The organism is Gilliamella sp. B2824, assembly GCF_026536245.1.
Classification (GTDB): domain Bacteria; phylum Pseudomonadota; class Gammaproteobacteria; order Enterobacterales; family Orbaceae; genus Gilliamella.
In genome coordinates, this window is record NZ_JAFNON010000004.1 from 51,569 (window position 1) to 63,779 (window position 12,211).

A 12,211-nucleotide genomic window follows, 5' to 3' on the forward strand; every position below is an offset into this window, starting at 1 on the left:
AAAGAGGATATCATGATGCGATCCATTTTATTGGGTTTATTGTTGAATGCATTTGTATTACTCAATGTTTATTGGCGTTTTGTCTCAACAGATTCATTTGACAATCTATTTTTAGATGCGCTTTTCACTGCAATGACATTCAGCTTTTTATTGTCATGTTTAGGATTCTACTTAGCCTATTATAAGCCATCTAAATTTGCTTATCGTTTGATTATTGCCGGCAGTATTTTATTTATTCCTGCTGGTTTGGTCGCAATCTATTTTGCTTATAAAAAGATGCGCCAACAACGTAATGACTCAGATTTAATGACGTTATATGGTCGACTAGCAGTGATTAGTATCCCTTATTTATGGATGTTATTACTGTTTTTATTACCATTTTTAATTGTATTTCGAATTAGTTTTTCTGAAATGGCTTCAGCGGTACCGCCTTATACTGATTTATTCAGTTATGATGATGGTTTACTCAATATTGCTTTAAATTTTGGTAATTACTTAAATTTACTGAGCGATACCATTTACATTGATTCTTATTTGCAATCATTGAAAGTAGCGGCTATTTCAACGATTTTATGTATTTTAATTGGCTATCCATTAGCTTGGGCTATTTCACAATGTAAAGCCTCAACTCGAAATATCTTATTATTATTAATTATCTTACCATCATGGACTTCGTTTTTAATTCGAGTATATGCTTGGATAGGTATTTTAAATCCTAATGGGCTACTCAATAATTTCTTAATGTGGTTAGGCGTTATTGATCAACCACTTATCATCATGAAGACCTATTTTGCGGTTTATATTGGTATTGTTTATTCTTATTTACCTTTTGTGGTACTGCCAATTTATACCTCATTAAGTAAAGTGGACTCTACGTTGATCGAGGCAGCATTAGATTTGGGATGTAAACCAATTAAAACCTTTTTTAAAATTATTGTGCCATTAACTAAAAATGGCGTAATTGCTGGCGGTATGTTGGTCTTTATTCCGGCTGTTGGGGAGTATGTGATTCCTGAACTATTAGGTCCATCTGAAGGCATTATGATAGGTACACAACTTTGGACTGAATTCTTTAATAACCATGACTGGCCGGCAGCATCTGCAGTGGCTTCGGTAATGTTATTGATATTAATTATACCTATTTACTACTTTAATAAATTCCAAAATCGACAATTGGGAGGTAAATAGATGAACAATTTACCTGTTATTATGCGATCCGCTGTGATTATTTTTATTGCTTCATTCTTAGGCGCTTTATTGTTAACTGTTTTGATCTCGTCTTCAGGATTAGAATTAATTGGTAATAGTCATTTATACATTGGTTGTTTGATTTTCAGTGTGATTGTTACCTTGATTATCACTTTAGCGTTAATATGTCGCAGTTTAAAGGCGCTGATTTTATTGGTGGTATTTTCTTTTTTATATATCCCAATGATTATTTTAATTGTTTATTCGTTTAATAGCTCTCGTCTGGTAACCGTTTGGGCTGATTTTTCGACTAAATGGTACGTTGAACTAGTGCATAACGAAACCCTGCTTAAAGCGGTAGGATTAAGTTTATCCATTGCCGCAGGGGCTGCAACGCTTGCTATTGTTCTTGGTACGTTAGCATCGTATGCAATTATCCGCTTTAGACGATTTAAAGGATCTAATCTTTTTTCATTTATGACTACTGCACCATTAGTCATGCCTGACGTTATTACTGGTTTAGCATTATTACTCTTATTTGTTGGAATGGGACAAGTATTAGGTTGGCCAAAAGATCGTGGCGCTATCACCATTTGGATGGCGCATGCAACTTTCTGTACAGCTTATGTCACAGTCGTTATAAGTGCAAGGTTGCGCGAGCTTGATAAGTCAATTGAAGAGGCAGCGTTAGATTTAGGTGCCAATCCTTTAAAAGTATTTTTCATTATTACGTTACCAATGATTGCACCGGCTTTAGTTTCAGGTTGGTTATTGGCGTTTACGCTATCACTTGATGATGTGGTTATTGCCAACTTTGTTACTGGTCCAGGCGCAATGACATTGCCAAAATTAATCTTTTCGAAGGTGAGATTAGGGGTCGATCCTCAGGTCAACGCATTGGCAACAATTATCTTATTCATAGTAGGAATAATTGGTTTTATCTCATGGTTATGGATGCGTAAAGCTGAACGACGCAAAATACGTGAAATGCGCGGACATTAGATAATATTAATGTTTAATGGGATTTTAGGCTTTGCCTACCGTTGTTTTTGAGTGTTACAATGCAAGCGCTAAATTCAGGTTATAACCTGTTTTAGCGCTTATACTACAAGTTTAGTCTCGATTTTGTTACGTTAATAAAAGTACATTATGAATCATTGAAAATGATAATTCTTCATCTGCCACAATCTCAACATAATACTTTTAGCCGCATTTGTTTATCTTATTCTCATCCTTCATGTGCCATTGTTAAAAAGATTTAGTCGAAGCTATTTGGCGCTTGAATTGCTGTTGGCCGATTATTAAATCATGATCTGTAATTGTGTTGTATCAGTGCTGATTGGTTCAATGTATTGCGCAACATAAATTATTATGCTGATTTTGGCGTGTAATAGGATGTTACTTTGCATGACAATGATAGCCTTTGCTATCTTTGTGTGGTTTATTAACATGAATAGTTAGAATTAAGTGACTTTAAGCTAGCTTTGTTACTGGGTTTATAAACGCCTTTAGCGTTTAGGTCTAGGTTGTTAATGTATAACAATAGGTATCGATATTAATCAATCCTATTAACTGTTATTAAAGTTGTTACCCTAAATAACATTAAGCGATAAGCTAAATAACAGTGGTTAGCGCTTAGTGCAATTAGCTATAAACGTGTTTTTCTAATTGATATAGTACTTTCGATACAATTGCTTGAGGCTAACTTAATAAATTTCCGTGTTTTTTTACTTATTTTGTATTATAGTATATGCCGTCAATTTAGTGACAAAGTTCTCAGGGCGGGGCGTAATTCCCCACCGGTGGTATAGCCCACGAGCGCTTAATATTTATCCTATTATTATTTAATATTGATAAACATTAAGGACAAGCAGATTTGGTGTAATTCCAAAGCCGACAGTTATAGTCTGGATGAAAGAGAGTAGCTTATCTTTTCTTAATTTGCTATTAGCAAAATCATTATGGTCAAGCACTTGCCCTGATTCTGGTATTTAATTTATTTATACTTATAGTTTTACTTAATGATATCTGCTTAATTGTTACAATTTTTTTATGTATCGATATCAGATTTGTTCTGTATTGCTTTGGGATAAATATAATTATTTTATAAAAGGATAGGTATTTACCATGAATCAGTTTAATTTAAATGAATTTGGAACAGCTATTGAACGGGTAGAGCGTGCAATCAGTTCCATCAAAGCCGGTCAAGGTGTTTTAGTTTTAGATGATGAAGATCGTGAAAACGAAGGCGATATTGTTTGGTCAGCCGAAACCATCACTACGCCACAAATGGCACTGACTATTCGTCATGGCAGTGGCATTGTCTGTTTATGTATGCCAAAAGCTTATTGTGATAAATTACAATTACCTATGATGGTGGCGAATAATACTAGCAAAAATCATACCGCATTTACGATATCAATTGAAGCGGCTCAAGGCGTAACAACAGGCGTTTCAGCCGCAGATCGTGTAACCACTATTAAAGCGGCCGTTGCTGATCATGCTAAACCGTGTGATTTAAATCATCCAGGACATGTTTTTCCATTAGTGGCTCAAGAAGGTGGAGTTTTAACACGTCGTGGCCATACTGAAGCGTCGGTTGATTTAGTGACTTTGGCCGGTTTCAAACCTGCTGCGGTCATTTGTGAAATCACCAATGATGATGGCTCAATGGCAAGAGCTCCGCAAATAGTTGAATTTGCCAAACAGCATAATTTACCCGTTGTAACAATTGAAGATATTGTAGAATATCGTAAAGCTAGATAATGAGATTTTATTATGCCGACTTTGTCGGCGTAATAATATTGATCATCCAATGTTAAACCTTTAAAGCACTGTATAAGTTAATTTCGACTCGGTTATTTAACGGCTTAATACTTAAATTTTATCTGAGATAAGTTTATTGATAACTAAATTTCTTAGTGTAATTTATGACTTATTAACCATTTTTTATAACGCTTTTTTGATGCCAGACAAAAATAATTCCACAGTAAAAGCAAATACTTGACCGGGTTCAACAGCTTGAAATGCGGGGGCTAATTTTTTTGTCAATGTAAAACCTTGCTGAGGCAAATTTTCAATGTCATTAAGATCTGCATCATCAGCAGGGCGAAGTAATCCCCCCGCTTCAGAAGCCGCAAGCCCAATAATACAAGCGTAATAACCTAAACAAAAACGGGTTACTTGATTATCATTAAAGCCAGCATCCGTTAACGCCTGACAAACATATTCAGCTCGAATATAATCGGCAAGCCCTGTACTCCAAAACTGCTGCATTAATTTAAAACTATTTGGATAGGCAAGAGCTATTTGCCGATATTGATAAGCTAAATGTCGAAGGCGTTCATCCCAAGGCATGCTGTTATCAATAGTTGATATTCTACGGGTTAATTCTTCAGCCATTGCCCGTTCCAGTCCTTTTTTTGATTTAAAATGATACTGTAGTGACATTGGATCACAAGCAATTTTGGCGGCAAGTTTACGTACACTAAAAGCGGAATTGCCAACTTCCTCCATAAAATCTATCGCTGCCATTACCATTGCTTGGGCTTCAAGTCCTTTTGGCCCTGTATTTTTCATTTTATCGGAATTTTTCATAGCTAATCTCAAGATGTTACAGCATTAATATTATATCGTTATTGTAATAATTCATGCAAAACTAACCTAATCATAAAAGCTTGAACTATTGAATAATAAACGATTTTAACCTTGCAATTTCTATTTCTTCGTTGTAGAATTATTTTATTATAAACAATTTATAATAGAATTTTGTAAAAAAGTTTAAGTAATTATATACATTTCAGTATAAAACAGGCTTTGTCTTTTTTAACAAATTAACTAATTTCTTTTGGTGGCAACTTTCTTGGTTTGCGAACCATCTTTTGTTTTCTACGATACAAATTCGGTGAAAAAGCAAAACTAAATAATGATAAAAAGAGTTGATGATAGCAATGAGGTAGCTATGTCTAATATAAATAAAGAGTGGGCATTTGTCGTGCTTACCTGTTTTTTTGAGTTGTGTTGGATCTTTGGATTCAGTGTCGCAACCGAATTATGGCATTGGCTTATCATTATCACTTTACTTATTGTTGATTTTACGTTTTTAACAAATGCCTGCAAAACCATACCTACAGGTACTGTGTATGCAATTTTTTCAGGGGTTGGTGCAGTCGGTGCAACCATTTTTGATGTGTTATTATTTGATAAACATATCACATTGCTTCACGTGTTTTTTGTGGCTTTAATTATTATTGGTGTTATTCAACTTAAACGTACTGATAGTTAACAATAAGGATATTAGTAGGAGATAAGTATTCATGGGTTGGCTGTTAATTTTGACTGCATCGATTTTTGAAGTTGTAGGTGCAGTGGGGCTTAAGCTTTATGCAGAGAAAAAAAATATACTAAGATTAATTGCCTATTGGGGCGGTTTTTTTATCTCTTTTGTATTATTTTATTTTTCACTTCATTATCTTGAGTTAAGTATTGTTTACCCTGTTTGGGTAGGGCTTGGAACATCTGGTGCAGTATTAGCCAATATATTTTTATTTAATGAACCTAAAAATATGCAACGTTTATTTGGTTTACTTATCATCATTATTGGAGTAGTTGGATTACATATGACGATGTGATGCAATATTATCAATCTTAATCAATGCCTGTTATTGATTTCATTACTAGAACATAAACCCCACTGTTGCGATCCTACTTATCGATAAGTTGAATTATCCAATTATTTATCATATAAAAAAACTAAAACGTTCAGCATAAACTATGCTTTGATAATTCTAAATTACAATAAAATAATAGATAAAAAAACCGGAGATAAACTCCGGTTAACGCAAAGCTTTTGAATAAAACGTTAGAACGATAATGTAATAATTAAATTTCTTTAGCGTGTTGTTTTAGGTAACTTGCAACGCCGTTTGGATTAGCTTGCATACCTTGTTTACCTTTTGTCCATTGTGCAGGACAAACTTCGCCATGCTCTTCATGGAATTGGAAAGCATCAACAATACGAATCATTTCATCAATATTGCGACCAATTGGTAAATCATTGATAGTTTCGTGACGAACAATACCCGATTTATCGATAAAGAACGACGCACGTAGAGCAACACCAGCTTCAGGATGTTCAACGCCATATGCTTGCATAATTGCATGTTTAATGTCCGCGACAATTGGGAATTTGACTTCACCAATACCACCTTTATCTTGTGGAGTATTACGCCAAGCGTTGTGAACATATTCAGAGTCCATTGAAACACCAATTACTTCAACTCCACGTTTTTTAAATTCATCTAAACGGTGATCAAAAGCAATAATTTCTGAAGGGCAAACAAAAGTGAAGTCCATTGGCCAAAAGAATACAACTGCATATTTACCTTTGATATGATCAGCTAAATTAAAATTGTTTACAATTTCGCCAGTACCTAAAACAGCTGCTGAAGTAAAATCAGGGGCTTTGCGAGTGACTAATGTCATAATTTTCTCCTTAACAAATAAAATATAAATCAAGCAACGGGAGTTATTATAGCAATTAACGCTATTTGTCCAATTCGTTATAAGCAATTGATTTCATAAGTTCAAACTATTAACTTTGTTGTTTTTGTTCGAAATTACTTATTGATTTTTTCGGCTTCCCTTTATTTTTAGTATCACGATGGCGCAATTTTATTTTTTTATTTTTTGCATCTTGTTTTTTAGTTTCACTTTTTAATTTTGCTTTTTGTGATGGCTTTTTCTTGGTTACGCGTTTAGGGGCTTTGGTTTTCGGTCTCAATTCATCAATAGTTCTTAACTTAATCGGTTCTTGAATGTAACGTTCAATTTTTTGCAATAACTCATTATCATGAGCTTCGATTAGCATTATCGCCGTGCCTTTTTTGCCAGCACGAGCCGTACGACCAATGCGGTGTAAATAGACATCCGCTGTTTTAGGGGCGTCAAAATTAATCACATGGCTAATATCATCAATGTCAATACCGCGTGCAGCGACATCAGTCGCCACTAATATATTAACGGTATTATTGCTCATTCTTTTTATTGCTTCGTTGCGTTTGGCTTGTACCATTTCACCTTCTAAGTAACAACTATTGATGCCAGCTTGATGTAACCAAGTCACCAATTCATGCACACGTTCACGTTTACGCACAAAGATAATGGTTTTTTTCAACTCGTCTTGTTTTAATAAATGGATTAATAAAGCCACTTTATGCGTTAAATCATCGGCTCGATAATAAAATTGTAAGATCTTTTTGCGCTCTTTGCGTGAAGGATCGGCACTAATTTCGATTGGATCATTTAAGATACGGCTGGCAAAGTTATGCAATCCTTCACCTTCAAGCGTTGCCGAGAATAAAAGTGTTTGTTTACGCCAACGCGTCTCTGCCGAAATGGTTTCAACATCTTGTGAAAAGCCCATATCTAACATACGATCAGCTTCATCTAAAATTAACATTTCAACAGCGCGGCAATCAAAATTTTCTTCTTTGATATATTGTAATAATCGACCGGTTGTCGCTATCACAATATCTTGATTTTTGCTAAACACTTCAGCATGATTCATATAAGCCACACCGCCGGTTATTGTCGCAGTGCTCAGATGCGTTGATTGTGTTAGGCGCTTCGATTGTTCTGCAATTTGCATGGCAAGTTCACGAGTTGGTGTTAAAATTAAAATACGTGGTGGACCAGGTTTGCGTCTAGGAAAATCGAGCAGATGTTGCACCGCTGGGATTAAAAAAGCCAATGTTTTGCCTGTACCTGTGGGTGCAGATCCTAAAATATCTTTACCATCGAGTGCGGCAGGAATAGTTTGCGCCTGAATGGCTGTTGGTGTATGAATATTTTGTGCTTGCAGGTTTTCGATTAAGATCTCATCTAATCCTAAATCTAAAAAAGTTTGTGCGGTCATAATGATCTTTTTAGCTAAAATTTTGTTACACATTATAGCGGCAATCCCTATAACTACAATCAATAAAAGCGTAGCAATGCTTAATGGTTGAACGGAAAGTAAATAATTTGCAGTCCATCAACATGTACCTTTAAGCGTCATCAACGCCTTACAAAACTTTACGGAAAAACACATTACAAAAAAATTCATATCATTTAGTATATTATTAAATTATTATTCGATTAGCGTAATATTGTTATTGAAGTTATTTTTTTTAACAGTATATATTGTTGAATAATTTTAAAAAATACCCGTTATACTGCTACAAGGAATGGTAAAAATATGTTAAAATATGGTCTTAATCGGGCATCGGGCATCGGGCATCGGGCATCGGGCATCGGGCATCGGGCATCGGGCATCGGGCATCGGGCATCGGGCATCGGGCATCGTTTTTATTAGTTAATAGTGATAATAATTGTTATCAAGAGTTTCATTCTTTATACAAAAATCCATTTTCAAATTCATCTCTTTATTTATTCTATATCAATAAGCTTAATCATATCTCTTTATTCAAAGCGTTTTTAAGGCAGAGGATAGTAAAAACAGGTTTATGCACTCTATTTTTGTTGGTGTTGTTTACAGTGGTATCGATAAAGCCGGTACATGCTTTAACGACACAAACAGCACAGGTAATAAATGGTAATAGTCCTTATATCAGTTTTGATGAAGGAAAGACAACTTCAACGACGGTATTACCACTCTTATCGTTAATATTACCGAATAATCAGGCAATATCCGTTTTGGAAGATACTTCAACTTCTTTAACTCCAATAGTAATAGATAAACCATCACCAACATTTGCTGATATCAAAACCAATTTACCTTTTACTAGTTATCCATCAATGCCGTTAGCCAATGCAATAGTAGCAAATAATTATTGGCGTGATGCAGATGGGGATAAGCTTTCTACTGTCACGGGTTATTTGAAAGCAAAGTGGGAGGATGTTGAAGGTGTCGATATAACAGACAATATTAAATCGAATCCGAATAGTGAGTTAGATGCGTGTAAATCCCCCTATAAATTAACACTTAGTGCCGATGATGGCGCGTTATTGACTAACTATGGCATACCGGATATGAGTTCATTCAAGGGCGGAAGTCATAGCTATTACATTATTCCGAATGTAAAAAAAGCGTGTTATTTAAAACCTCATTTAGTTTTTGGTAAAGGAAGTCAACCAGGAGATATATATGAAAATGGCAATTATGCTGGTCCCCCTGAGCAATGGGATCCGGATAGAGGATTTAAACCGCAAAATATTAATGATGCCACAAGTAATTTTCCAACAACCGGTTCTAATAATTTCTTTTTTATTATGCAATTGGCAGGTCTAACTGCAAATGAATTTATTGCAATAAATAGTAATACAGTCAATGCTTCATCGGGTACTGGAATTTCTTTATCACTCAGTCGCGAAGGTGATTATGCTGTACGTATTACATTGAAAGGGCCTGCTATAGACTCGCCAAATAAGTCGTTTTCAGTTTCAACATTTAAACTCTATAGCGATCAAAGTAAAACTAATCTAATCTACCAATTTACCATTTGGCGTTGGTACTTAGTAAAACCAAGTACTGATAATACTTTTTTTGATGATGGTCAGGCTTTTTGTCGTACTTTGGGGGGGAATTATAAACTTCCTGAAGTGTTTGATTTAACGAATGCAAATGGTAAGGATATTGTATCTGGTGAGAGATTGGCGATGGGTTTGCCTGGTCAAGGTAATGTTTATCAACGAAGAATCAGTTATTGGAATGAGCATTGGATTGGCGGGTTATTTAACGAATGGGGGATGGTAAATAATGAGTATTATACAGGCAGTAACTGGTATACCGGTGACTACGTAGTTAATCATAAAACTACGGGGGGGCTTGTATTTAATGTTCATTCTAATTATGGTGACGTTGATACCTCTTGGAGTACAACAACAAGCGCAAGAGTTGCTTGTATAACGTTTTAGAAGGTCATAAAAGGATAATGAACATTACTGAAAAATTAAAACAGAGTGAGCGTTTTGATAATATTTATTTTTATCGTGAAAGAATGTTTGTCCAGCTTTATGGTGTATCGCTTTATTTGTCGTTAAAAGAGTTAGATTTACCGTTAAATGTGCGAGTAAAACGATATAAAATGCTAGGAAATAAAGCAATTTTAAATGCGGGCATGCCATTAAAAAGTTTAATAAATTTAGATATAACTAATTTAATTGTAACCGATAGTGGCTTCAAAATTCCTAACAGTTGGTCGTTTGAACCCGTATCTTACCATGATTGGTATGAGAGAAAGCTAAAACAGTTATTATCTGAAGAAGAAAAATAGTTTGTTATATATCATGCGTAATTGATGATTTGCTAGCGATTAAGAACGTTAGCAGATCATGTAATGAGCGTGAAACAAGTAGCAGTTTAAGGAAAAGGATTAATGATAAAAATTGCCTCCAGAGAGCGTAGCGAACTGGCGCAATTTTTAGAGTGCAAAAAACATACAAAGGATTATGTATCAAAAATAGTCGATGTGATATTTAAAGAAAAATCTAATTCAAGAGTTTGAATTTAAAATGATTTATTACGGATAGATCAAGCAATGCAGTTTTATATATAACAAAAATTTATATTAAATTTTAAGTAAAATGTCTAAATCCTAGGCTAATAATGTGTTTATTGTTATAACAGCCTTCATGTATATGTTATGATTAATAGGATTTTATTAAATCATACTATTACTGCTTTTAAATCGCGTTTTTAATTAATCACCTGATTGAATTATTTATGGTAGTTGATTAGTTATGCGATGATGAGCAGTATTTCTTTTATCATATTTTCCTAATAGCGATGACTTAATGAAGATGACTGAATGTTTTTCCAACGATCAATATAACCGACAATTACAAAACAAAATCAATAATCTAAAAACACTTTTTAGCGATTTTGTGCTACCTGAATTGAAAGTTTATTCTTCTCCAGTAAGTCATTATCGGATGCGTGCTGAATTTAGAATATGGCATAATGGTGAAGATCTTTATCATATTATGTATGATAAAAAAACTAAGAAACGGGTTCGCATCGATAGCTTTCCTATTGCAACAAAGCTTATTAATCAAGCCATGCAAGCTGTTTTACCACTTTTACAGTACAATGAATCATTACGTCATTTACTTTTTCAAATAGACTATTTTTCCACGTTGAGTGGCCAACTATTAATTACGTTGTTATATCATAAAAAACTCGATGAAAATTGGATTGCTCAAGCAAGATTGTTAAAGCAACAATTAGCCGATCAGGGAATTAATGTCAATTTAGTGGGGCGTTCAAGTAATCAAAAAATTTCAATTGATGTTGATTATGTGGATGAAGTTTTGCCAGTGCTGGATAAAACATTTCAATATCGTCAAGTTGAAAATAGTTTTACTCAGCCTAATGCCGCAGTTAATATCAAAATGTTAGAGTGGGCAATTTCAGTGACTAAAGGTTCATCTGGCGATTTACTTGAATTTTATTGTGGTAATGGTAATTTTTCGGTTGCTTTAGCACAAAACTTTCGTAAAGTTTTAGCGACAGAAATTGCCAAAGCTTCGGTCTATTCGGCACAACATAATATTGCGGTTAATCAAATTGATAATTTAGTGATAGCCAGACTATCTGCCGAGGAGTTTACTTGCGCAATTAAAAAAGAGCGTGAATTTAATCGATTAAAAGGCATTGATCTAGACAGTTATCAGTGCCAGACCGTTTTAGTTGATCCACCACGAGGTGGATTAGACCAAGGCACCATCAATAATCTTAAAAACTACGCTACAATCATCTATATTTCATGCAATCCTTATACTTTAAAAGAAAATTTGCAACAACTTATCGCAACACATGAAATTAAACACTTAGCTATGTTTGATCAGTTCCCATATACCGATCATATAGAAATGGGCGTAGTACTACAGAAAAAATAGTTCTTTGCGTACCCAAAATGCTTTAATTTTGTTAAAATAACACATACCTTTCAACGCAAGAATCGGTGTTTGGTTAACAGAACGCTATTTTCTTTATTATTAATAAAAAAAACCCTAGATAAAC

General features: G+C 34.4%; 11 protein-coding genes, 1 pseudogene and 1 riboswitch. Of the genes and pseudogenes, 9 read left to right on the forward strand and 3 right to left on the reverse strand.

Features of this window, described 5'->3' with window-relative positions; all coding sequences use genetic code 11:
• Nucleotides 1-315 precede the first annotated feature (315 nt).
• From potH to ribB, 3 genes and pseudogenes are all read left to right on the forward strand, one after another.
• Nucleotides 316-1,188, forward strand: a pseudogene (gene potH, locus J3U56_RS05035) (putrescine ABC transporter permease PotH); the annotation flags it as partial.
• 165 nt (nt 1,189-1,353) lie between these two features.
• Nucleotides 1,354-2,190, forward strand: a complete 837-nt coding sequence (locus tag J3U56_RS05040) for an ABC transporter permease subunit (protein ID WP_416379722.1) — start codon at nt 1,354-1,356, stop codon at nt 2,188-2,190.
• Between the two features lie 766 nt (nt 2,191-2,956).
• Nucleotides 2,957-3,115, forward strand: a riboswitch (FMN riboswitch).
• A 200-nt stretch (nt 3,116-3,315) separates the two neighbouring features.
• Nucleotides 3,316-3,954 carry a 3,4-dihydroxy-2-butanone-4-phosphate synthase gene (gene ribB / locus J3U56_RS05045; RefSeq protein WP_267366918.1) on the forward strand — a complete coding sequence of 213 codons (639 nt, stop codon included), beginning with the start codon at nt 3,316-3,318 and terminating at the stop codon, nt 3,952-3,954.
• A gap of 183 nt (nt 3,955-4,137) precedes the next feature.
• Here ribB and J3U56_RS05050 read toward each other — a convergent pair whose 3' ends face one another.
• A complete protein-coding gene (locus J3U56_RS05050; protein ID WP_267332551.1) occupies nt 4,138-4,785 on the reverse strand; it encodes a TetR/AcrR family transcriptional regulator in 648 nt (215 codons plus the stop codon).
• Between the two features lie 364 nt (nt 4,786-5,149).
• On the opposite strand from J3U56_RS05050, the gene J3U56_RS05055 reads away from it, so the two are divergent.
• A complete protein-coding gene (locus tag J3U56_RS05055) occupies nt 5,150-5,473 on the forward strand; it encodes a DMT family transporter (RefSeq protein WP_267332552.1) in 324 nt (107 codons plus the stop codon).
• Between the two features lie 31 nt (nt 5,474-5,504).
• Nucleotides 5,505-5,819 (forward strand): DMT family transporter, encoded by a 315-nt coding sequence (locus J3U56_RS05060; protein WP_267344805.1) that lies wholly within the window; start codon nt 5,505-5,507, stop codon nt 5,817-5,819.
• A 250-nt stretch (nt 5,820-6,069) separates the two neighbouring features.
• Here J3U56_RS05060 and J3U56_RS05065 read toward each other — a convergent pair whose 3' ends face one another.
• A complete protein-coding gene (locus tag J3U56_RS05065; protein WP_267332554.1) occupies nt 6,070-6,672 on the reverse strand; it encodes a peroxiredoxin C in 603 nt (200 codons plus the stop codon).
• 109 nt (nt 6,673-6,781) lie between these two features.
• Nucleotides 6,782-8,104 carry an ATP-dependent RNA helicase SrmB gene (gene srmB, locus J3U56_RS05070; RefSeq protein WP_416380296.1) on the reverse strand — a complete coding sequence of 441 codons (1,323 nt, stop codon included), beginning with the start codon at nt 8,102-8,104 and terminating at the stop codon, nt 6,782-6,784.
• A gap of 620 nt (nt 8,105-8,724) precedes the next feature.
• Here srmB and J3U56_RS05075 point away from each other — a divergent pair.
• The 4 genes from J3U56_RS05075 to trmA all read left to right on the forward strand — a co-directional run bounded on the left by J3U56_RS05075 (nt 8,725) and on the right by trmA (nt 12,087).
• The gene (locus J3U56_RS05075; protein ID WP_267348215.1) at nt 8,725-10,104 is read left to right on the forward strand and encodes a hypothetical protein; all 1,380 of its coding nucleotides are present in this window, start codon (nt 8,725-8,727) and stop codon (nt 10,102-10,104) included.
• Between the two features lie 17 nt (nt 10,105-10,121).
• Nucleotides 10,122-10,463: a hypothetical protein gene (locus tag J3U56_RS05080; protein ID WP_267344379.1), complete on the forward strand. Its 342-nt coding sequence runs from the start codon at nt 10,122-10,124 to the stop codon at nt 10,461-10,463.
• A gap of 102 nt (nt 10,464-10,565) precedes the next feature.
• Nucleotides 10,566-10,694: a hypothetical protein gene (locus tag J3U56_RS05085; protein ID WP_267366923.1), complete on the forward strand. Its 129-nt coding sequence runs from the start codon at nt 10,566-10,568 to the stop codon at nt 10,692-10,694.
• 295 nt (nt 10,695-10,989) lie between these two features.
• The gene (gene trmA, locus J3U56_RS05090; protein ID WP_416379537.1) at nt 10,990-12,087 is read left to right on the forward strand and encodes a tRNA (uridine(54)-C5)-methyltransferase TrmA; all 1,098 of its coding nucleotides are present in this window, start codon (nt 10,990-10,992) and stop codon (nt 12,085-12,087) included.
• Nucleotides 12,088-12,211 lie beyond the last annotated feature (124 nt).